A 20,327-nucleotide genomic window follows, 5' to 3' on the forward strand; every position below is an offset into this window, starting at 1 on the left:
CTTATGACCATCTTGCCGGAACAGGGAGCAAATGAAAACTGGAACCGTCGGATGGTCTTTCTGGCGCTTCCCATCATTCTCGCAAATCTGGCTCAGCCGATCCTGTCACTTGTCGATACGATGGTGGCGGGACATCTCCCGGGGTCTTTCTTTCTCGGCGGGGTCGCGCTGAGCGGCGTGCTGTTCAATTTCCTTTTCTGGAGTTTCAGTTTTCTGCGCATGGCAACGACCGGTCTGGTCTCCCAGGCATGGGGTGCCAAAGATAGCACGCTCATGCGCATGCATCTGTTTCGGGCGCTGCTTATCGCCGCTGCCGGCGGTGCCGTGATCATCCTGCTGCAAAAGCCGATCATCGAGATCGGACTCGGATTCCTCGGCGGCAGTGAAGCGGTCTACCGGAGCGCGTCGGATTATGCATTCGCCAGAATCTGGTCAGCGCCTGCGACGCTCGGAAATTTTGTCCTTCTCGGCTACCTTCTCGGTTGCCAGCGCGTGATGATCTCACTGGCGCTACAAGTCGCCCTTAACATCGTCAACTTGCTCGCAACTCTCACGCTGGTTCTTGTTTTCGACTGGGGTGTCGCCGGGATTGGGGCGGGGACCGCCCTTGCCGAATGGGTGGCCTTGATCGCAGGCCTCTTCATCATCAAGCCGTTCGGTGCACATCCCGCAGTGCGGATGAAAGAGCTGCTGGACGGATTGGCACTTCGACGGCTGGTCGCGGTCAACCGGGACATCTTTCTGCGGAGCTTCTTCCTTCTGCTCTGTTTCGGCTGGTTTGCCCGCAGCGGTGCCAAGGAAGGCGACACGATCCTCGCCGCCAATGCCATCCTTCTCAACCTCCACGGCTTTACATCCTATGGGTTGGACGGGTTTGCGAACGCCACTGAAACCCTGGTCGGTTCAGTCATCGGCGCGCGGCAAAAAAAGGCGCTTGCCCAGGTGATCAAGGCCGCGTTTGTGTGGTCGGGGCTGGTGGCGTTTCTGTTTTCGGTCGTTTACGCCTTCGCTGGCTCATCGATCGTCTCGCTCCTCACCGATCAGGAAGATGTCTGTACCGCCGCCATTGCCCTGCTTCCCTTCCTGATCGCGTTGCCGCTCGTTTCCGTGACCAGCTTCATGCTTGATGGCATCATGATCGGAGCCATGCGCGCCCGCGATATGCGCAACAGCATGATCATCTCCACCTGCATCTTCATCGCCACCGCTTATGGTCTGCAGCAGATCTGGGGAAATGAAGGGTTGTGGACAGCGATGATGATCCTGATGATAGCGCGTGCGGTAACGCTCGGCTTGAAACTGAAAGAGACATTTGCGCAGGTGTAGCGGCAATTTGCACAGCGCTCATAGCGGCGAAAATGACAAGGGGCGAAGCACGGTGTGCTGTCCGTCATACCCACCGACGAACCTCAACGGATCAGCGTGACGTGGAAGCAGGGCAAGTGGACCTCTAACTGAACCGGAAAACGGCTCGAGCAGCGCGACCGCATCAGGCGGCGCATGCCCGGTCACCAATCCTGCACAGTCAGGGGCAAATAAGGGCGTGCCTGCGGGCCGTGGGCCATGCTGCCTGTGACGGTCGGCGACGGCCGTGTCGAAAACGGGTGATCCGCGCCCAAGCGTCGCCAGATAGTTGTGCTGCTGCAACACCATCGGGAAAGCCTGGGGGATGAAGCCGTTTACCCAAGCCTCTTCATTCGAGAGTGCGGCGCGGCATGCTTCGCGTTCAGCCCAGTCCGCATAGGTCCAGAGATGGTGGATCACGTTCAGAGGGCCGGTTTCCGCCTGCCAGTAGCCGAGAAGTGGCAGGTGCCGTGTCACAAGTGGAAGCCCGAGGTCTGCAAGCAGCGCGAGGTACTCGCCGGTTGCGCCCGGCTTTAGCTGATAGGTTCGCCATTCGTGGATCATCACCGTCTCCCATCGCGTCAATCTGGCACGCCGGACCGGCCGCGAACATGGATAAGGTCTGCAAGAGATTGGACAATTGAGCCTATCAGTTGTCGTGTCGTGCCGCCTGTTTGCGATAGGTCCCCGGAGAGATTCCGACACGCTGGGTAAAGAAGCGGTTGAAATAGGCGGGGTCGTCGAAACCGGTCATATGGGCCACCTGCGCGACGCTGCTCTCGGTATAGACGAGGTAGCGCTTGGCTTCCATCAACAGCCGCTCGTAGAGCAGGTCCGACGCGGTCTTGCCGGCGCGAGCCTTGCAGGCCGCATTGAGCCGCGCCTGCGTCGCCGCCAGCTCTTTCGCGTAGAAGGTCAAGGATCGCTCCGTCCGGAAGTGGCGTTCCAGAAGGGCCCTGTAGCGCAAAAGCAGATCATAACCCCGGTCTGGCGTGGATATACCGGTCTCGTCATGGGTGATGTTAAGCCTCAGCACGATCACGAGCAGCCGCATGTAGTGTGCCATCATCGATATGCGCCGGCCAGGTGCCGACCAGATGAATTCCCGATGCAGCCAGTGAAACGTATCGACGACGGCCGGAATGCTGACGCCGGTTCCTTCGATCGGGTAGACTGCCGGTCTCGATGCGGCCGTTTCGAGCCGCGGGTCCGAGCTTGACGCTGCCTTCAGGCAACCGAGTGCGGCCGTCACCACGTAGCCGTCAGTCCCCGGATCAAAATCGATCTGGTGAACAATTCCGGCTGGAACGACCATGATCGCAGGCGCGGGTATGAATGAGATTTGATCCTCCATGCGGATCGTTCCACCCCCCTCTCTAACGAGCAGAACCTGCATGTGGTCCGGATGGGCATGCGGACGAATTCTCCAATCGTTTGGCCCGCTGCGGTCACGCAAGGGTTCGATATGCAGGAAGTCCAGATCGACGTCGGCACCCTGATCGCCATAGAGATAGTAAAGCGGAATGCCGCCTGCGGCCAAGCTTCCCATGTGTGCTCCTCATTATCTCCCTGCCAAATAGTGCAACAATTGCGCGACGGCGTCCATTGGTCATCCCCGGTATGCGGGTTAGCAAGATCTCCATCAAACGCGACCGGGAGAAGCGGATGGAGCCGAAGAGGGAGGAGGGGCACGTCTGTGACGTGCTGGTCGTCGGATCGGGCGCGGGAGGGCTTGCCACCGCGATCACGGCGAGGAAACACGGCCTGTCGGTCATCGTGATCGAGAAGGAGCCGGTATTCGGCGGCACGACCGCGTTTTCGGGTGGCGTGCTGTGGATACCTGGAAACCGGCACGGGAAATCGAACAACCCGAACGATACGCGCGACGCGGCGCGCCGTTACCTCAAGGCCGAGACCGGGAACTGGTTCGACGCGCAAACGATCGACGCGTTTCTCGAGGCCGGTCCGAAAATGCTCGACTGGTTCGAACGCGAGACGGTGGTGAAATTCGTCCCCACGCTTTACCCGGACTATCACCCGACGGTGGATGGCGGCGTCGATGTCGGGCGCTCGGTGCTGGCGGCGCCTTTCGACAGCAGCGTGCTCGGCAGCGATCTTGCCCGGCTGCGGCCGCCGCTCGGCTCGATCACGTTCATGGGCATGATGTTCAACTCGTCCAATGCCGATATCAGGCATTTCTTCAACGCCACCAAATCGCTGACCTCGTTTTCCTACGTGATGAAACGCCTTGTCGCGCATGCCGGCGAGGTTGTGCGTCACGGCCGCGGCGTCCAGGTCACGAGCGGCAACGCGCTGGCAGCGCGGCTGGCCGCAGCCTGTCTCGATCTCGATATTCCGATCCTGACCGATACGCCGGCGCTACGGATGACCAAGGACGGTAGTCGTATCACCGGTGTCGAGGTCGGTGGCGCGTCACCCGGCCGTATCGTCGCCCGGCGGGGCGTAGTCCTTGCTTGCGGAGGATATGCGCAGGATCTCGCGAGGCGAGCCGGGATCTACGCCCATCTCAAGGCAGGCGGTGAGCATTTTTCGCCGGTACCGGAGGGCAATACCGGTGACGGCATCCGTCTCGGCGAAGAGGCAGGCGGCGCATTTGATGCCCAATTCGCCCAGCCGGCCGCCTGGATGCCGATCAGCCGTGTGCCAGGCATAGGCTATTTTCCGCATCTGCTCGATCGCTACAAGCCGGGCATGATCGCCGTTCTGTCCAATGGCCGGCGATTTACCAATGAGAGCGAGAGCTACCACGATGTCGGCGCTGCCATGGTTGCGGCGGGCGAGGGGGGCGCGTGGCTGATTTGCGACCATCGGGCGATCCGCAAGTATGGTCTTGGCCACGCAAAGCCGGCGCCGGTGCCACTCCTGCCGTGGCTACGGAACGGGTACCTCAAGAAAGGCAAGACGCTTGCCGATCTCGCCAAGGTCTGCGGGATCGATGCGACCGGTCTGGTGGCGACCGTGGCCGAATTCAACCGGGGCGCCAGGCAAGGCCTAGACGAACAGTTCCATCGGGGCGAGACGACCTTCAACCGATACCTCGCCGATCCCGACCACAAGCCCAACCCTTCGGTTGCGCCTGTGGAGCAAGGGCCGTTCTACGCCGTCCGGTTGGAAATCGGCGACCTCGGAACGTTCGACGGACTGAAAACCACAGTGGAGGGCGCGGTCGTCGATCGGGATGGCCGGGTGATCGATGGCCTGTTTGCGGTTGGTAACGACCGGGCTTCGATCATGGGCGGCAATTATCCCGGTGCCGGGATCACGCTCGGCCCGGCAATGACATTCGGCTGGATCACCGGGCGCTATCTCGCAGGGATCGCACCGGCGGCGACGGGGGAGGGAGACGCGGCATGAGCTGGCTTGGACTGGAGGGAAAGACGGCCGTCATCACCGGCGCCGGAGGCGGCATCGGTCAGGGGCTGGCGCGCGCCTTCGCTGCGGAAGGTGTGCGGGTCGTGCTGCTCGACCGTGACGAGGCGCAGACGGCGTCGCTCGCTGCCGAACTGGGTATGGGTAGTTTCTCGCTCAAGTGTGATGTGTCGCGGGCAGACGACGTTGCCGCAGCGGCGGAGGCGGTCGAGGCGCAGGGAGGCGCTGATATCCTCATCAACAACGCCGGAATTCTGCGGCCCGGCCCGCTCGAAAGCGTCTCCGAGGCCGACTGGTCGGCGATGCTCTCCGTCAACCTCACGGGTTATCTCGTGACCGCGCAGGCGTTCGGTCGCGGCATGATGTCCCGTGGGCGGGGCGCATTGGTGCATGTGGCAAGCATCTCGGGCAGCCACCCTCAACCCGCAAGCGGCGCCTATTCCGCATCGAAGGCGGCGATCCTGATGCTGTCGCGACAGCTTGCCTATGAATGGGGACCGAAGGGCATCCGCTCGAACACGTTGAGCCCGGGACTGGTGCGCACGACGCTTTCCGAAACCTTCTACGCCGATCCGCAGGTCAAAGCGCGGCGCGAAGCCATGGTCCCCATCCGCCGTATCGCAAGCCCCGAAGATGTGGCAAACGCGGCTTTGTTCCTCGCCTCGCCGCGCGCATCCTACATCACGGGACAGGACATCCTCGTCGATGGGGGACTGTCGCAGTCGCTGATGGGAATGGTGCCGAGGCCTGGTTATGCGTGAAGCTCTGGTCACCGGTGGCGCCGACGGGATCGGCCTTGCAATCGCCCGAGCGCTTGCACAAAGCGGCCACCGCATCACGATCGCCGATATCGACGGCGACAAGGCTGCTGAGCGGGCGTCTGAGCTGGGCGATGTCCATCGCGGCATGGCGTGCGATGTGACCGACGAGGCGCAGGTGGCCGCGGTAGCTGGTTCAGCGCCGTTCGATGTGCTGGTCAACAATGCCGGGATCGGCGACAGCCACCTGCCAACGCTGGAGCAGGGGATAGAGGCGTTCCGTCGCGTCCTCGACGTGCATTTGGCCGGCACGTTTCTGATGTCGCGGGAAGTAGCGCGTGGCATGGTCGCGCGTAGCGATGGCGCAATCGTCAATTTGTCCTCGATCGCGGGACTGACGGGTCTTCCCAAGCGCAATGCCTATGGTGCTGCCAAGGCCGGGATCGTTGCCATGACGCGGGCGATGGCCTGCGAGTGGGCTGGGCGTGGTGTGCGGGTCAATGCCGTTGCGCCGGCTTTCGTGCAGACGGCGCTGGTGGAAAAGCTGGCGGCCGCAGGCCGGATCGATCTGCCAACGCTTCGCCGCCGCACGCCGATCGGGCGACTGATCATGGCCGAGGAGGTGGCGGCCGCCGTCAATTTTCTAGCCTCTCCAGCGGCATCGGCGATCACCGGCGTGGTGCTGCCGGTCGACGGCGGCTGGACCGCGTTCGGTGATTTCGGCGACGCGTCCCCTTGAGAACGCGTCGCCGAAAAGGTTATGCGATCGCGAGGATCGATCAGGCGGCATCCTCGATGTGACCGCCGAGAAACAGCTGGCCGACACGCGGATCATTGAGCAGCTTATCCGACTTGTCGAACATACGCGTCTGGCCGAGTTCCAGCACCAGCCCGTAATCGGACATGGCGAGCGCCGCCTTGGCATTCTGTTCGACCATCAGGATCGTTACGCCCTGGTCGCGCAGGCGGGTCAGCGTCTGGAACACCTCCTGCACGAGATTGGGGGACAGGCCGATCGACGGTTCGTCGATCAGGATCAGCTTCGGATCGAGCAGCAGCGCGCGGGCGATCTCAAGCTGTTTCTGCTGGCCGCCGGAGAGCTCGATCGCCTTCTGGTCCTTGCGCTGGCGCAGCATCGGGAACTGGTCCATCACCTGTTCCATCCGCATTTTCACCCGCGCCTGATCCTTGGCGGTAATGCCGCCGAGTTCGAGATTGTGCAGCACGGACAGTTGCGGCACGACATTGCGGCCCTGCGGCACGTAGGTAACGCCACGGGCAATCATGTCGGCCGGGCGCTTTCGCGTCACGTCCTCGCCTTCCAGGTGGATGGAGCCGGAATTGATGTTGAGCAACCCGAAGATCGCCTTGAACACCGTGGATTTGCCAGCGCCGTTCGGACCGATCACCGTGGTGATGGACGCCTTCGGTATGCTGAAAGACGTCCCGTTGAGGATTGTGATACGGCCGTAACCGCCATTGAGGTTTTTCACTTCCAGCATGTCAGCCTCCGAGATACGCGTCGATGACCAATTGGTTCGCCCGGATTTCATCCGGTGTCCCCTCGGCGATGATCTCGCCCTGCGCCAGCACGATGACGCGGGTGCAGAGCGACATGACGAATTCCATATTGTGTTCGATGACCACGAAGGTCGTGCCATGTTCGCGGTTGTAGGTGATCAGCCGGTCCTTGAGATGCCCAAGCATGGTCAGGTTGACTCCGCCTGCCGGCTCGTCGAGAAGCACGATCCCGGGTCCGGCCATGAAGGCCATGGCCGCATCGACCAGCTTTTGCTGGCCATAGGAGAGCGAGCCCGCCGGCGTATCGCGGTAAGGCGTCAACCGGAAGAACTCGATCAGCTGTTCGGCCTTCGTCGTCAGTCCCGCATCCGATTTGCCGAACAGGCGCGACAGCATCGAGCCTTCATGTTCCTGGCCTGCCACAATGATATTGTCGAGCACCGTCATGTTGGGGAAGACCGAGAGCTGCTGGAAGGTGCGTCCAACGCCCAACAATGAAAGGTCGGCAGGCCTTACGCCGTCGGTGGACTTGCCGTTGATCTTGCAGTGACCCTCGGTCGGCTTCGACTGGCCGAGAATGCAGTTGAACAGCGTCGATTTGCCCGACCCGTTCGGGCCGATCAATCCGAGAATCTCGCCTTTGTGCACATCGAAGCTGACCTGGTGGACGGCACGGATGCCGCCGAACCGTTTCGAGATGTTGTGAACCGAAAGAATGACCTCCTGGGCCGCCGCATTCATAGCTGGACTCCCTGTTTGAGATCGCGGCGGGCCTCATGCTTTGGCCGGAACCTTTCCGCGAGTTTCTTGCCGGCCCCGATCAGGCCGGTTGGCGAAAACACCATCAGGACGATCACCAGCGTCGAGTAGATGATCAGGTAATAGCCTTCCGTGAAGCGCAGCAGTTCCGGCAGGAGGATCACCACGGCGGCACCCAGCATCGGGCCGAAGAAGAAGCCCGAACCGCCGACCACCACCATCAGCAGGATTTTCAGGGAATGGATCAGTGCAAAGCTGCTGGGCTCGATGAACTGCACCAGCGGTGCCTGCAGCGCGCCGGCAAGACCGCCGAACGCAGAGCCGATGGCAAAGGCAAGCAGTGTCTGGCGTCGAACCTTAAGGCCAAGGCTTTCGGCGCGGATCGGATTTTCGCGCAGCGCCCTGAAGGCTCGCCCCCAGGGAGAGCGCAGGATCCACCACATGGCGCTAGCGGACACGACGAAGCAGACCAGCGTGAAATAGTAAAAGGCGATGTTGCCGTCGGTGGTGATGCCGAAAAACGACGGTCGAGGCATGCCGACAAGGCCGAACGACCCGCCGGTTATCTCTTCCTCGTTGCGCAGCACGAGGAACAACAGTGTGTTGAAGGCAAGCGTGACGAAGGCGAGGAAGTGGTGCTGAACCCGCAGCGCGGGGTAGCCGAGCAGCAAGCCGACCGCGAAGCTTGCTGCGATCGACACGATCACGGCCAGTCCCCAGTGAATGCCGTTGAGCGTCATCAGCGCGGTGATGTAAGCGCCGATGCCCATGAAGGCGGCCTGCGCCAGGCTGACTTGTCCGGCATAACCGAGCGTCAGGTTGAGGCCCATGGCAGTGATCGAGAAAATCAGCCACGAGGCCAGCGTGTAGACAATGTAGTTGCCCTGGCCGATCGGAGCGGCGACGAGGGCAGCAATACCCAGCAGAAGCAGAAACGGTTTCAGGCGGATCATACGGTTCTCCCTTCCGAGGTGCCGAGCAGGCCCTGCGGACGCAAGAGGATGATGGCGATCAGCAGCAGAAGCGGCATGGCCGAGCGGTACTGGGCGGAGATGTAGACGGCTGACAGATTGTCGATCACGCCGATCAGCAGGCCGCCGACCAGCGCGCCGCGGATCTGGTTAAACCCGCCCACGATAGCGGCGATGAAAGCGACGAGACCGAGCGTTTCACCATTGGAAAACTTGGCAAGATAGATCGGCGAGATCAGTACCGAGGCGACGGTGGCAAGGCCGGCATTGATCAGAAATGTATAGAGCACCATGCGCTTGACGTTGACGCCGAGGATTTCGGCAACCGCCGGATTCTGGGCGCTGGCCTGCATGCAGCGGCCGGTCCGTGTTCGGTTGAGAAACAGCTGCAGGCTGCCGATTGCGAGCATCGAGACAACGAGATTGCCGATATCTTGCATAGAAACGCTGGCGCCGGCGATCTCGTAGACCGTCTGCGGAAAGATCGCAGGGAAGGGCTGGGCGGTCGCGCCGTAAAATTCCTTGACGCTTTCCTTCATCAGGAGGCCGAGCGAAATGGTGGCGATGACCAGCGGCAGCGTTCCGTGCGGCAGCATCGGTTCGACGATCAGCCGCTTGAAGGCGACGCCGAGGATAAGAAGCGACAGCGCGAGCGCCAGCGCCACGGAGGGCCATAGCGGCAGGCCAAACACTGTCATACCAACCAGCACGAAAAACGCTGGCAGCATGACGAACTCGCCTTGGGCAAAGTTGATGGTTTGCGTTGCCTGCCACAACAGGGTGAAGCCGACTGCCGCAAGGGCGTAGATGGAGCCGGCGGCGAGACCGGAGACAATAATCTGGATAAACTCGGCCATGGGGTCGTCCTCACGGGCTGGTAATCGGCGTGACGTGCAGGATTGATGACGACGTGCCGGCGGCGCGAACCGCCGGCACTTGTCTCGTCATGCGATCAGCATCAGTTCGGCGGCAGCACCGCCTGGACCACCTGTTTGCCGTTCTCGACTTTCACGACAAAGCTTTCGCGCGACATCTCGCCGGTGTCGTCCCAACTCACATCCATCAGGACGCCGGGGTGCTCCTTGGCGGTCAGCTTGAGACCGTGCAGCTTTTCCGCGATGGCCTTGCTGTCCGGCTTGCCGACCATTTCCGTGACGTATTTCAACGTCCAGGCGGCGGTGTAGCCTTTGATGGCATTGTGGTCGGGCGTGTACTTGAACTTCGTCTTGAAGCGCTCGACCATTTCCTTGACGGCGGGGATATCGGCATCGGGCGTCAGACCGACATGGCCCATGGCGCCGTTCGCCGCATCGCCGGCAAGTTCGATGACCTTGTGGCCGATCAGAGTAGTTTCGCCGAGAAGCGGTTTGTTCAGGCCTTGCTTGCGGGCTTCGCGCAGGAAGCGGGCGCTTTCTTCCTCGGTGTAATAGATGAAGAAGGCTTCGGCCGTGGAGCCCTTCAGCTTCAGCACGTCGGCGGAGAAGTCAGCCTGCGCCTGTTCAGACGGCACATCGACGACGACCTCGATATTGGCAGCCTTCATCGCATCGACGAAAGCCTTGTGGCCGCCCTTGCCGAATTCGGTATTGGCCCAGGCGACGCCGACCTTTTTCAGACCCATCGTCTCGGACATGTATTTGGCAAGTTTCGGCACGCCCTTTTGGGAGCCGAAGGCGGTGCGGAAGATGTAGGGGTTTTTCATGGCGACGATGGACGGAGCCTCGGAGCCGGTGAACTGCGGAATGCCGGCCTGACGCGCGACCAGCATGTTGACCACGGTTGATGACGAGAACACCGTTCCCATGATCGCGTAGATGCCGTCGTCGATACCCTTCTGCACCATGGCGCGCGAAACCTGTGGGTCGGTCTGGCTGTCATATTCCAGAACCTTGACCGGCTCCTTGAGAATGCCGCCCTGGGCATTGATTTCCTCAAAGCCCATCTTCACGCCATCGCGGAAGTTGGTGCCGGCCGCGGCACCGGGTCCGGACAACTCGACGATCGAGCCGACCTTCAGTTCGGCAAGCGCCGGCATTGCGCCGAGCGCCAGTACCATTGCAGTCGTGGTGATAAGTTTTCTGATCATGACCTTCCTCCTTGGCTGATCGATATTTCCGTCCCGGCGGCCAGGTCTCCTCCCTTGTCGCCGTATCCTCATGCCCGGGCGTAGACCCGGGCCTGCGGTGTCTTCGTCTCGATCGCCTAGGCGTCGATCGTGCGTGTCCCCATCAACAGATCGGCCAGCAGCACGGCCTGGGCGTCGAACATGCCTGACCCGGACATGGTGCCGCAGCCCTTGTCGCGGGCAGCAGCAATCAGCGGCGGCACGGCCGGCCGCGTCACGACGTCCGAGACGAACTGGTCTGCGGTCAGAAGATCCGTCTGCACCGGCAGGGGATCGGTCTCACGCATGCCAAGTGGCGTGGCATTGGCGACCAGTGCAAAACCGCGTGGATCTGTTGAGCCTATCCGCGCACGACCCGGAAATGCCTTGTTCAACTGCGCGATCAACGCATCGCGTTTGTGCGTGTCGAGATCGTGCAGGGCCAGTTCCGAGGCGCCGCGCGCCAGGATTTCGTAGGCGATGGCCGCTCCGGCGCCGCCGGTACCCACCAGAAGCGCAGACTTGCCGGCGATCTCGAAGCCTTGGGCCGCGATACCGTCAAGGCAGCCGTGTCCGTCGGTCGCGTCGCCCACCCAGTCGTCGCCATCGCGGATCATGATGTTGACGGCGCCGGATGCCTTTGCGCGGGCCGATATGCGGGCGCAGAATTCGAGGCAGGGGACTTTGTGCGGTACCGTGACAATGATGCCCGCGACATTGCGCATGCTCTTTGCCTGCGACAGCCAGCCGGCCAGGTCTTCGGGGAGAATATGGACCGGTGCGACGATGCCGTTAAAGCCGCGATCGGCCATGATCTGGCTGAGCGAAGCGGGCGATTTCACCTGTCCGATCGGATGGCCGATGATCGGGAAGAGCTTGGTCTCCCCGTCGACCTTTATATTTATACTCACGCCTTCCTCCCCTCGGCATGCGATCCGACCCTTGTCCGGTCGTTCTCAAGCTCGACAAAAACATAGGCCCCTTCGTCGGCAAATGGACGATGGGGGCGAAACGTTGGACTATTCAACACCGGCGGTCTCCTTCAGTTCGGCCAAGGCCCGGGCGATGCCGTTGCCGACAGTCGTGACAGGCTGATTGCCTAGGATGTGCGGCACCGGGTCCGACGCCAAATCGGCGGGAATACGCAAGGGCGGTCCGCTGATCCGGATCTCGTTCCAGCCGGACTGGTGACTGAGTTCGGCGACAAAATCGGTCATCTCCACCGTATCTCCGGCCATGGTCAGAACGGTCGCTCCTTCCAGCGGCACTGTCATCGCGGTCGATAACATCTGTGCCACGTCGTCCACGTAGACGAAGCCGACGCGGCCGGAAAAATGGATTTCGGCCGGTTCGCGGCGCACGGCTGCTCCAAGCGCGATCGACGGACCAGCCGCGATGCCAGCGCTTTCGCCGGGGCCGTAGACGATGTAGGGGCGAAGGCCGAGGCTCGGGATGCCGTGGTCGATCAAATAGGCCCGCGCCATGCCTTCGACCGCAAGCTTTGTCGCCCCATAGACCGTCATCGGCCTCGGATTGACGGCATCGTCGAGTCCGAACACGCCGGCCGAACTCAGATAGGCAACCGGTAGGTGCTTTGCCTTTGCCGCCTCGAACACATTGATGCTGCCTAGAAGATTGACGCGCGTGCCGAGCGCCGGGCTGCGGGCACAATCGACCGTCATCAGGCCGACGAGATGGACAATTCCGTTGCATCCATCGGCAGCTTTCGCCACCGCGGCGGCATCGGTGATATCGCCCGAGACGATCTCGACGCCATCCGTGACGGATAGTCGTTCGGGCTTCGGAGCCAGGTCGAAGATCCGGACCCGGTGCCCGGCCGCCTGCAATGCCCTGAAGGTTCGCAGGCCGACGAAGCCGGTTCCGCCGGTCACAAGGACGAGGCTCATGCAGCTTCTCCCTTGCGAGCAGCGACGGCGCGGCGGGCTGCATGACGGGCGGCGATGGCCCCGAACACGATCGCCGGGCCAACCGTGATGCCTGGGCCGGGATAGACCCCGCCCATGATCGACTGCAAATCGTTGCCGCAGGCGTAAAGACCTGAGATCGCCGATCCGTCGCGCCGCAGAAGCTGGGCATTTTCGTCGCCGACCAGGCCTATGGCCGAGCCGATATCGCCAGGCCAGAGTTTGACGGCATAATAGGGAGCCGTCTCGAGCGGCCCGAGCGTCGGATTGGGCCCATGCGTCGGATCGCCATTGGCCTTTTCGTAGACGGTGGTGCCGCGGGCGAAATCGGCGTCCGTGCCGGTCCTTGCATAGGCGTTCATTCTGGCCACGCTGTCGTTCAGGCCGGCAGCGTCGATGCCGAGCTTTCTGGCGAGTTCGTCGAGCGTCGCAGCCTCGGTCAGGTAGCCATCGGCAAGATAGGGGGCAATGTTCGCACCACCGGGCCGGATCATCCCCATGCCGTATTTCTTCAGCGCCGCAGCGTCGGCAATCAGATAGGTGGGCACATGGCTGCCGTCCTTGTTCGCCGCATACATGGCCGACACAAACAGGTGGTAGCTGGTGCTTTCGTTGACAAAGCGACGACCGTCTCGGCCAACCGAGATGATGCCGGGTTTGGAACGGTCGAAGACGAAATGCGGAAAAACCGCCATCGAGCCATCGGCGCGCTTGCGATGCGAGACCGGCGCCCAGAAGCACGGCTGCGCCGCCGTGTCGCCGTGATAGGCGCCCGCGGTAAAGGCGAGATCATGCAGCGTGCCCGTATGACCAGGCGCCGACGGGCTGAATTCGGGCAGTGGTTGCGGCAACTTGTCTGCACGCATGGTCGGGTGACGGGCAAAGCCGCCGGAGGCGAGGATCAACCCGCCCGTGACGTGAATCTGCCGTTCGGTATCCTTCTGACGGAGTGTCACGCCTGTTACGCCGCGAGGCCCGGTCGTGAACGCCAATGCCTCGGTTTCGGTGAGGATGGTGACCCCAAGCTTTCGCGCGGCAAGCAGCATCCTGCCGATGAGAGCATTGCCCATCACCAGCCGCGTTCCGCGGCCATGGCGGATCTTGTCCAGGTAGTAATGTCCGATCAGTCGAGCCGAGTAAGCGGTCGACTTCGCCAATTTGCCGATTTTCATCAGATGGGCGATGTCGTCACGGTCCACCATGAGGCCGCCGAGAATAGTAAATTCCGGGATGGGCGGACGGATGAGATGCAGGTCTTTCCCGAGCGCCGATGCATCGAACGGCAAAGGTTCGAGAGCCCGCCCGAAGGACGTGGCGCCCTCGAGCTCGTAAAGATAGTCGGGGTGAAACGGGCGCGCACGGAATTTGACGTCCGTTTTGTCTTCCAGCGCATCGACCACGCCTGTTCCGGCTGCAACAAACGCATCGCGCACGGATTTGGAGCTGTGGTTGCCGACAGCGCGATCGAGAAAGCCTGAAACCTTATCGCGACTGTCGTCGGCACCCATGGCCTGCGCGTGACGGGTAAGCGGGATCCACGTGGTCGCGGCGGAATAGGAGGTCGTGCCGCCGAGATATTCGGTGCGCTCGACCAAAAGGACACGTGCGCCTTCCATCGCGGCAAAGATGGCGGCCGACATGCCGCCTGCGCCAGCTCCCAGTACGACGACATCGTAATCTGGCCCGACTTTCGTCAGTGCATGTTGCATGTGGCAATCCTCCCAAAAGACGAGACAGGCCAATCTTCTGTGGCCACCATCACAAATTATGGAATGACATTCAAGAATAAAAACTAGTTCCATTTTTTTCGTCTGTCTGATACCTCATATCTCCGTTCTGGGAGGATCTGGATGAGAAGTGTAATCGACATTGCTGTGATTGGAGCCGGTGCCATCGGCCGCACGCATATCGATACGCTGGCTGGAATGCCGCGTTTTCGCCTGACCTCGATCGTCGACCCGATGCCGGCGGGAGCTGTTCTCGCTGCCTCGCTCGGCATTCCCTGTCTTCCTTCCGCAGAGGCGTTGATCGATTCGGGTCTCGCTCAAGCGGCGATCGTTGCTACGCCGAACGAGACGCATCTTCCCGTATCCGAAGCCCTGTTGCGGGCCGGAATTCCGGTGCTTTTGGAAAAGCCGGTTGCCGAAAGCCTGGCTTCGGCGCTGAGGCTGATCGCGATTGCCGACGAGACCGGTCTGCCGCTTCTGATCGGCCATCACCGTCGCCATAACCCGATCATCCGCGCAGCCCATGCGGCGATTCATGCCGGCCGGATTGGCGATCTGGTGATGGCGACCGTGACCTGTTCGCTTGCCAAGCCGGCCGGATACTTCGAGGCCGCGTGGCGCAGAACTCCGGGCGCCGGCGGGCCACTGCTGATCAACATGGTCCACGAAATCGATCTGCTGCGGCATTTCTTCGGCGAGATTGCGCAGGTCCAGGCGATCGCCAGCCATGCGCGCCGCGGTTTTGCCGTCGAGGATACGGCGGCGGTCAATCTCTCCTTTGTCGATGGCGGGATCGCGACCCTGTGCATTTCCGATACCGCGGTCGGCCCCTGGGCCTGGGACCTGACAGCGGCGGAAAATCCGGCACGCTTTCCAGCTCATCCGGTAACCGCCCATCATTATGCCGGCAGCAAAGCTGGCCTCTCGCTGCCCGATCTGACGCTCTGGGAACCGAAGGGCGAGCCGGACTGGACTGAGAAGTTGCGACCGACAGTACTCGATGTCATCCAGGCCGACCCCTACGAGCGCCAGCTTTCCCATTTTGCCGATCTGATGGACGGGTCAGGCACGCCGATCGTGTCAGTACGGGACGCGACGGCCAACCTGATCGTGCTCGATGCGATCCGCACGGCAGCCGATACCGGACAGTCCGTCACAGTTGACCTTTCACCGCTCGAAAGCCTTAGTGGAACCGTGTTCAACAACGGAATGGGTCCATGAGCAGCGTTCTCGGAAAATCCCTCGCCATCATCGAACTGCTGGTCAATCATCCGGCCGGCCTCACCGTGTCGGCGATCGCCAGCGAAATCGATCAGCCGGCAAGCGGCGTACACCGGACTTTGCAGGAGCTCGCGCGGCTAGGTTATGTGCGCCAGGCGCAGGCGCAGGGCGATTACGCCCTGACCATCAAGCTGCCGGCCATGGGCGTCGGGTTTCTCAGCCGTGCCGGCATTACGGATGTGGCGCAGCCGGTGCTCGACGAACTGGCGGCGCATTCCGGCGAGTTGATCCGGCTTTCCGTCATCGATGGCGACCGTCTGACCTGGGTGGCGGTGGCGCAGGGGGCAACACGTGGCCTCCGTTACGATCCGGGCCAGGAACAGGGCGTTGTCGTGCATCTGGCGAGTTCCGCCGGCGGTAAGGCGTGGCTTTCGTCGATGAGTGATGAAGAGGCGCTGTCGCTTGTCTCTGGCCAAGGGCTTTTGCGACAGGCGGAAGGCACGGGACCGAACGCCCCGCGCAGCCTTACGCTGCTGTTGGAACAACTGGCTGAGGCCCGCGCCCTCGGTTACGCGACGGCGGTGGATAGCTATATCGCCGGCATGGCGGCTATGGCCGTTCCGGTCCGGTATCACGGCCATGGTCAGGTGCTCGGATGTCTCTCGATCGCCGGCCCGGCCGTGCGGATGACGGCGGAGCGGATGGCGGTGCTCGCACCCCGGCTCCAGGCCGCGGCCATCGAACTTGGCGAGGCAGCCTCGGGATCGCAATATTTTCAGGCAGTCGTGAAGGCGGTTGAGCCGGCCAGAGGAATGGAACGGAAGACCGCGTAGCAACGCTTCGTTCCACTGTCTTGTCCGGGCATGTACGTAAGGCGGGGATGGATGGAACGGCAATCTGTGAACACCATGACCTGTGATGTTCTCGTCATCGGTTCCGGCGCTGCCGGGCTCGCGGCGGCGGTGACGGCAGCGCACTACGGCTGCAAGGTCATCGTCGCTGAAAAGGCTTCTGTTTTCGGCGGTACATCGGCTTGGTCGGGCGGCTGGCTCTGGATACCCCGCAATCCTCTGGCGCGGGCTGCGGGAATAGACGAACCACCGGAGGGCCCCCGCGGATACCTGCGCAGCGAACTCGGCAACCGTTACGGTGATCCGCGCGTCGCGGCCTTCCTGGACAAGGGTCCGGAAATGGTTTCCTTCTTTCAGGATCATACGGAGGTCCGCTGGGTGGACGGCAATCGCGTGCCGGATTTCCACGACACGCCCGGTGCTCTGAAGGGTGGCCGGTCGGTGACCGCGGCCCCGTATGACGGGCGGCGTCTCGGTCCATGGATCGACAAGCTCCGCCCGCCGCTCGACGTCGCCAGCCTCTGGGGCATGGGGCTCGCAAGCGGTGCCGACATCGGACATTTCTTCAAGGCAACCCGCAAGCCGCGTTCGGGGCTTTACGCAGCGGGCCGGCTCGTCCGGCATTTTCGCGATCTTGCATTGCACCGCCGCGGCATGCATCTCGTCAACGGCAATGCTCTTGTTGCCCGTTTGCTGCGCTCGGCGCTCGATCTCGGCGTTTCGATGATGGAACAGGCGCCGGCAAAAGAGCTGTTGCAGAATGGCGATCGGGTCGTCGGCGCGCGGCTGGGCAATGAAGGTGGCGATACGATCGTTCATGCGGCGCGCGGCGTCGTGCTGGCGACCGGTGGTTTTCCGCATGACCGCGACCGTCTGACTGCGCTCGCCGGATCGGCCGGCGGCGGCGAGGGGCATTTTTCGGCAGCACCCAGCAGCAATACGGGCGACGGATTGCGGCTGGGGGAAACCGTCGGCGCCACCGTTTCCGCAGATCTCGCATCGGCCATGGCGTTGGCGCCGGTGTCGCTGGTGACACGGCCGGATGGCAGCGTGGCACATTTCCCGCACCTGATCGAACGCGCCAAACCCGGCATCATCGCCGTCAACGCGTCGGGCAGACGGTTCGTCAACGAGGCGGACAGTTATCACGACTTTACCAAGGCGCTGCTCGATGCGACGCCGCAGGCAAGCGCGCCCGTTGCCTGGCTGATCGCCGACCACAAGGCACAGCGGCGCTGGGGCCTCGGATGGGCAAAGCCGTTTCCCTTTTCTCTCGGCCCGGCGATCCGTTCCGGTTACCTCAAGAGAGGTCGAACGCTGGCCGAGCTTGCCGCGGTCTGCGGCATTCCCGAAGCAGCTCTCACAGACACGGTCGCGACTTTCAATCGATATGCCGAGCGTGGCGAAGACCCCGAATTCGGGCGCGGCCGGTCCGCCTACAACCGGGTCCAGGGCGATGCCGACCACGCGCCAAATCCATCGCTTGCCCCGCTTGCCCATGGGCCGTTTTACGCGGTGAAGATCGTGCCCGGATCGCTCGGAAGCTTCGCCGGCCTTCGCACCGATCCGCAGTCGCGGGTTCTGGATGCGGGCGGCGAGGCAATCCCCGGTCTGTTTGCTGTCGGCAACGACATGACGTCGATCATGGGCGGCAATTACCCGTCCGGCGGCATCACACTCGGTCCGGGCATGACGTTCGGATACATCGCCGGTCGGGTTCTGTCCGGCCAGCCCGTCACGGTATCCGAGACAATTTCACAGGAGGAAATGGAATGAGCCTTTATGAACTTGCGACGCTCGATACGGTGATCTTTGGCGCTGGCAAGGCAACGCCCGGGATCGAAGCCTGGGTGGCATCAGGCGTGGGGCGCCTCTGCGGAGCCTGGGGCACCGATATCGGCTCGCTGAACCGAATCTTCCTGCTGCGCGCCTTCGACAGTCTCGATAGTCTCTACGGCGAGCGCGAGCGGGCGTTGCGCAGCGACAACCCCTTCGGCTGCGTCGAGCAACTGGTTTCGCTCAGCATGGAAAGCTACCGCGCGCTGGAATTCCTGGCTCCCGTCGAGGCGGGCACGTTTGGCCCGGTCTATGAATTCCGCACCTATCACACCCGGATCAACGGCATCACGCCGACCGCGGAAAAATGGGCCGATGCGGTGCCCGCGCGCGAGGCCTATTCGAAGCTCACCGTTGCCATGTATGGGCTCGACGGCAGACCACGGCTCACCCAGATCTGGCCCTATGCCAGCCTTGCCGCCCGCACAGAGGCACGCGGGAAATCGGTCACCGACGGAAAATGGCCACCGAAGGGCGGGCCGGACTGGCTGACACCTGAAATGACCAGCCAGATCGCCATGCCGCTGCCCTTCTCGCCGCTGAAGTGAAGGCGTCGATCGGGCAGGCCGTCGTCGCGACGGCCTGGTATGATACGTCTGGACGTCATCCTACGGCTCTCCGTGTCCGGCGAGCGTTGCTTTTCTCCGTAAAGGCGGACCGGCATCAGTCCTATAGATTGGCCGTATAATCCATTGTTCAAACGCCTGCGGGTGCGCTTAAAGAGACCCCAAGATCTACGGAGGATTTCATGCGCACCCAAGTCGCCATCATCGGTTCTGGCCCTTCGGGTCTCTTGCTTGGCCAATTGCTGACCAATGCCGGTATCGAAAACGTCATTCTCGACAGGGTGAGCAAGGACTACATCCTTGGCCGGGTGCGGGCGGGCGTGCTGGAGGAAGGCATGGTCAGCATGATGGAGCGTGCCGGTGCGGCGGACAGGATGCACAGGGACGGCCTCCCACATGACGGGTTCTCGCTTGCCTTCGACGGCCGCGACCACCGCATAGACCTGTTCGGGCTAACAGGAAAACGCGTGCTGGTTTACGGCCAGACCGAAGTCACCCGCGACCTGATGGATCAGCGCGAAGCCTCCGGCGCAACCACGATCTATAGTGCCGAAAACGTAGCGCCGCATGACTTTGATGGAACGAACCCGTACGTGACATTCGAAAGAGAGGGCGTCAGCCACCGGATCGACTGCGATTTCATCGCCGGCTGCGACGGTTACCACGGCATCAGCCGTAAATCGGTGCCGGAGCACAGTCTCACGACGTTCGAACGGGTCTATCCGTTCGGCTGGCTCGGGATCCTGGCGGATGTGCCGCCGGTCAGCCACGAACTGATCTACGCCAATCACAGCCGCGGTTTCGCACTGTGTTCGATGCGCTCGGCCAGCCGCAGCCGCTACTATATCCAGTGCGGACTGGACGAGAAGATCGAGGATTGGTCGGATGAGCGCTTCTACGACGAACTGCGTCGGCGGTTGCCGGCGGAGCATGCGGAAAGCATGGTCGTCGGCCCCTCATTCGAAAAATCGATCGCGCCGTTGCGGTCCTTCGTTGCCGAGCCGATGCGGTTCGGCCGCCTGTTCCTGGTCGGCGATGCCGCCCATATCGTGCCCCCGACCGGCGCCAAGGGGCTGAACCTTGCAACCAGTGACGTGTTCTACCTGTTCGAAGGTCTGCAAGAGTATTTCGCAGAGAAATCAGCCGCGGCAATCGACGCCTATTCGATGCGAGCGCTCAAGCGCGTATGGGGCGCCGTGCGCTTCTCCTGGTCGATGACGACGATGATGCACCGCTTTCCCGAAGCCGGCGAGTTCGACCGGAAAATCCAGGAAGCGGAACTCAATTACCTCGTAGGCTCGAAGGCTGCCGCAACAGCACTCGCCGAAAACTATGTCGGCATGCCCTATTAGGC

19 protein-coding genes are annotated in these 20,327 nt (G+C 62.2%); 9 read left to right on the forward strand and 10 right to left on the reverse strand.

Annotated features, from left to right (window positions below):
• Positions 1–51 precede the first annotated feature (51 nt).
• Positions 52–1,326 carry an MATE family efflux transporter gene (locus tag ACQY1L_RS18515; protein WP_430245441.1) on the forward strand — a complete coding sequence of 425 codons (1,275 nt, stop codon included), beginning with the start codon at positions 52–54 and terminating at the stop codon, positions 1,324–1,326.
• 18 nt (positions 1,327–1,344) lie between these two features.
• Here the strand turns inward: ACQY1L_RS18515 and ACQY1L_RS18520 are convergent, their stop codons facing one another.
• Both ACQY1L_RS18520 and ACQY1L_RS18525 read right to left on the reverse strand, forming a co-directional pair.
• On the reverse strand, positions 1,345–1,908 hold the full coding sequence (locus ACQY1L_RS18520) for an NIPSNAP family protein (protein ID WP_113111566.1): 564 nt from the start codon (positions 1,906–1,908) through the stop codon (positions 1,345–1,347).
• A gap of 85 nt (positions 1,909–1,993) precedes the next feature.
• Positions 1,994–2,893: a helix-turn-helix domain-containing protein gene (locus ACQY1L_RS18525; RefSeq protein ID WP_062459325.1), complete on the reverse strand. Its 900-nt coding sequence runs from the start codon at positions 2,891–2,893 to the stop codon at positions 1,994–1,996.
• A 116-nt stretch (positions 2,894–3,009) separates the two neighbouring features.
• Here ACQY1L_RS18525 and ACQY1L_RS18530 point away from each other — a divergent pair, with 116 nt between their 5' ends.
• Genes ACQY1L_RS18530 through ACQY1L_RS18540 form a run of 3 tightly spaced genes read left to right on the forward strand, consistent with a single transcriptional unit; the run spans position 3,010 to position 6,231 of the window.
• Positions 3,010–4,719 (forward strand): FAD-dependent oxidoreductase, encoded by a 1,710-nt coding sequence (locus tag ACQY1L_RS18530; RefSeq protein WP_430245444.1) that lies wholly within the window; start codon positions 3,010–3,012, stop codon positions 4,717–4,719.
• Positions 4,716–5,495 (forward strand): SDR family NAD(P)-dependent oxidoreductase, encoded by a 780-nt coding sequence (locus ACQY1L_RS18535; RefSeq protein ID WP_430245446.1) that lies wholly within the window; start codon positions 4,716–4,718, stop codon positions 5,493–5,495. The genes ACQY1L_RS18530 and ACQY1L_RS18535 overlap by 4 nt, the downstream gene beginning before the upstream one ends.
• Positions 5,488–6,231 (forward strand): SDR family NAD(P)-dependent oxidoreductase, encoded by a 744-nt coding sequence (locus ACQY1L_RS18540; RefSeq protein ID WP_430245448.1) that lies wholly within the window; start codon positions 5,488–5,490, stop codon positions 6,229–6,231. Before ACQY1L_RS18535 ends, ACQY1L_RS18540 begins: the two co-directional genes overlap by 8 nt.
• A gap of 40 nt (positions 6,232–6,271) precedes the next feature.
• Here the strand turns inward: ACQY1L_RS18540 and ACQY1L_RS18545 are convergent, their stop codons facing one another.
• The 8 genes from ACQY1L_RS18545 to ACQY1L_RS18580 form a co-directional block, all read right to left on the reverse strand.
• The gene (locus tag ACQY1L_RS18545; RefSeq protein ID WP_184655471.1) at positions 6,272–6,994 is read right to left on the reverse strand and encodes an ABC transporter ATP-binding protein; all 723 of its coding nucleotides are present in this window, start codon (positions 6,992–6,994) and stop codon (positions 6,272–6,274) included.
• Position 6,995: 1 nt separating this feature from the next.
• On the reverse strand, positions 6,996–7,754 hold the full coding sequence (locus ACQY1L_RS18550; RefSeq protein ID WP_430245451.1) for an ABC transporter ATP-binding protein: 759 nt from the start codon (positions 7,752–7,754) through the stop codon (positions 6,996–6,998).
• Entirely contained in the window at positions 7,751–8,725 is a 975-nt protein-coding gene (locus tag ACQY1L_RS18555; RefSeq protein ID WP_430245453.1) for a branched-chain amino acid ABC transporter permease, read from the reverse strand. The genes ACQY1L_RS18550 and ACQY1L_RS18555 overlap by 4 nt, the downstream gene beginning before the upstream one ends.
• Entirely contained in the window at positions 8,722–9,600 is an 879-nt protein-coding gene (locus tag ACQY1L_RS18560; protein WP_430245456.1) for a branched-chain amino acid ABC transporter permease, read from the reverse strand. The genes ACQY1L_RS18555 and ACQY1L_RS18560 overlap by 4 nt, the downstream gene beginning before the upstream one ends.
• 101 nt (positions 9,601–9,701) lie before the next feature.
• Positions 9,702–10,829 carry an ABC transporter substrate-binding protein gene (locus ACQY1L_RS18565; protein ID WP_430245458.1) on the reverse strand — a complete coding sequence of 376 codons (1,128 nt, stop codon included), beginning with the start codon at positions 10,827–10,829 and terminating at the stop codon, positions 9,702–9,704.
• Positions 10,830–10,945: 116 nt separating this feature from the next.
• Positions 10,946–11,758: a shikimate dehydrogenase family protein gene (locus ACQY1L_RS18570; protein WP_348635234.1), complete on the reverse strand. Its 813-nt coding sequence runs from the start codon at positions 11,756–11,758 to the stop codon at positions 10,946–10,948.
• Between the two features lie 108 nt (positions 11,759–11,866).
• On the reverse strand, positions 11,867–12,754 hold the full coding sequence (locus ACQY1L_RS18575) for an NAD-dependent epimerase/dehydratase family protein (RefSeq protein ID WP_430245460.1): 888 nt from the start codon (positions 12,752–12,754) through the stop codon (positions 11,867–11,869).
• A complete protein-coding gene (locus tag ACQY1L_RS18580; protein WP_430245461.1) occupies positions 12,751–14,481 on the reverse strand; it encodes an FAD-dependent oxidoreductase in 1,731 nt (576 codons plus the stop codon). The genes ACQY1L_RS18575 and ACQY1L_RS18580 overlap by 4 nt, the downstream gene beginning before the upstream one ends.
• A 141-nt stretch (positions 14,482–14,622) precedes the next feature.
• Between ACQY1L_RS18580 and ACQY1L_RS18585 the strand changes: the two genes are divergently transcribed.
• The 5 genes from ACQY1L_RS18585 (at position 14,623) to pobA (ending at position 20,325) form a co-directional block, all read left to right on the forward strand.
• Positions 14,623–15,720 carry a Gfo/Idh/MocA family protein gene (locus tag ACQY1L_RS18585; protein ID WP_092663265.1) on the forward strand — a complete coding sequence of 366 codons (1,098 nt, stop codon included), beginning with the start codon at positions 14,623–14,625 and terminating at the stop codon, positions 15,718–15,720.
• Positions 15,717–16,553, forward strand: a complete 837-nt coding sequence (locus ACQY1L_RS18590; protein WP_430245464.1) for an IclR family transcriptional regulator — start codon at positions 15,717–15,719, stop codon at positions 16,551–16,553. Before ACQY1L_RS18585 ends, ACQY1L_RS18590 begins: the two co-directional genes overlap by 4 nt.
• A 51-nt stretch (positions 16,554–16,604) precedes the next feature.
• Positions 16,605–18,347 carry an FAD-dependent oxidoreductase gene (locus ACQY1L_RS18595; RefSeq protein ID WP_430245466.1) on the forward strand — a complete coding sequence of 581 codons (1,743 nt, stop codon included), beginning with the start codon at positions 16,605–16,607 and terminating at the stop codon, positions 18,345–18,347.
• A complete protein-coding gene (locus ACQY1L_RS18600; RefSeq protein ID WP_430245468.1) occupies positions 18,344–18,955 on the forward strand; it encodes an NIPSNAP family protein in 612 nt (203 codons plus the stop codon). Before ACQY1L_RS18595 ends, ACQY1L_RS18600 begins: the two co-directional genes overlap by 4 nt.
• 200 nt (positions 18,956–19,155) lie before the next feature.
• A complete protein-coding gene (gene pobA / locus ACQY1L_RS18605; RefSeq protein WP_430245470.1) occupies positions 19,156–20,325 on the forward strand; it encodes a 4-hydroxybenzoate 3-monooxygenase in 1,170 nt (389 codons plus the stop codon).
• Positions 20,326–20,327 lie beyond the last annotated feature (2 nt).

The sequence above is a fragment of the Neorhizobium sp. DAR64862/K0K3 genome, from assembly GCF_050500185.1.
Classification (GTDB): Bacteria; Pseudomonadota; Alphaproteobacteria; order Rhizobiales; family Rhizobiaceae; genus Neorhizobium; species Neorhizobium soli.

Coding starts and splice junctions, on each gene's coding strand:
- ACQY1L_RS18540 (WP_430245448.1), top strand. CDS start 5,488: ATGCGTGAAGCTCTGGTCACCGGTGGCGCCGACGGGATCGGCCTTGCA.
- ACQY1L_RS18575 (WP_430245460.1), bottom strand. CDS start 12,754: ATGAGCCTCGTCCTTGTGACCGGCGGAACCGGCTTCGTCGGCCTGCGA.
- ACQY1L_RS18600 (WP_430245468.1), top strand. CDS start 18,344: ATGAGCCTTTATGAACTTGCGACGCTCGATACGGTGATCTTTGGCGCT.
- ACQY1L_RS18525 (WP_062459325.1), bottom strand. CDS start 2,893: ATGGGAAGCTTGGCCGCAGGCGGCATTCCGCTTTACTATCTCTATGGC.
- ACQY1L_RS18560 (WP_430245456.1), bottom strand. CDS start 9,600: ATGGCCGAGTTTATCCAGATTATTGTCTCCGGTCTCGCCGCCGGCTCC.
- ACQY1L_RS18565 (WP_430245458.1), bottom strand. CDS start 10,829: ATGATCAGAAAACTTATCACCACGACTGCAATGGTACTGGCGCTCGGC.
- ACQY1L_RS18530 (WP_430245444.1), top strand. CDS start 3,010: ATGGAGCCGAAGAGGGAGGAGGGGCACGTCTGTGACGTGCTGGTCGTC.
- ACQY1L_RS18520 (WP_113111566.1), bottom strand. CDS start 1,908: ATGATCCACGAATGGCGAACCTATCAGCTAAAGCCGGGCGCAACCGGC.
- pobA (WP_430245470.1), top strand. CDS start 19,156: ATGCGCACCCAAGTCGCCATCATCGGTTCTGGCCCTTCGGGTCTCTTG.
- ACQY1L_RS18545 (WP_184655471.1), bottom strand. CDS start 6,994: ATGCTGGAAGTGAAAAACCTCAATGGCGGTTACGGCCGTATCACAATC.
- ACQY1L_RS18580 (WP_430245461.1), bottom strand. CDS start 14,481: ATGCAACATGCACTGACGAAAGTCGGGCCAGATTACGATGTCGTCGTA.
- ACQY1L_RS18555 (WP_430245453.1), bottom strand. CDS start 8,725: ATGATCCGCCTGAAACCGTTTCTGCTTCTGCTGGGTATTGCTGCCCTC.
- ACQY1L_RS18535 (WP_430245446.1), top strand. CDS start 4,716: ATGAGCTGGCTTGGACTGGAGGGAAAGACGGCCGTCATCACCGGCGCC.
- ACQY1L_RS18590 (WP_430245464.1), top strand. CDS start 15,717: ATGAGCAGCGTTCTCGGAAAATCCCTCGCCATCATCGAACTGCTGGTC.
- ACQY1L_RS18585 (WP_092663265.1), top strand. CDS start 14,623: ATGAGAAGTGTAATCGACATTGCTGTGATTGGAGCCGGTGCCATCGGC.
- ACQY1L_RS18515 (WP_430245441.1), top strand. CDS start 52: ATGGTCTTTCTGGCGCTTCCCATCATTCTCGCAAATCTGGCTCAGCCG.
- ACQY1L_RS18595 (WP_430245466.1), top strand. CDS start 16,605: ATGGAACGGCAATCTGTGAACACCATGACCTGTGATGTTCTCGTCATC.
- ACQY1L_RS18550 (WP_430245451.1), bottom strand. CDS start 7,754: ATGAATGCGGCGGCCCAGGAGGTCATTCTTTCGGTTCACAACATCTCG.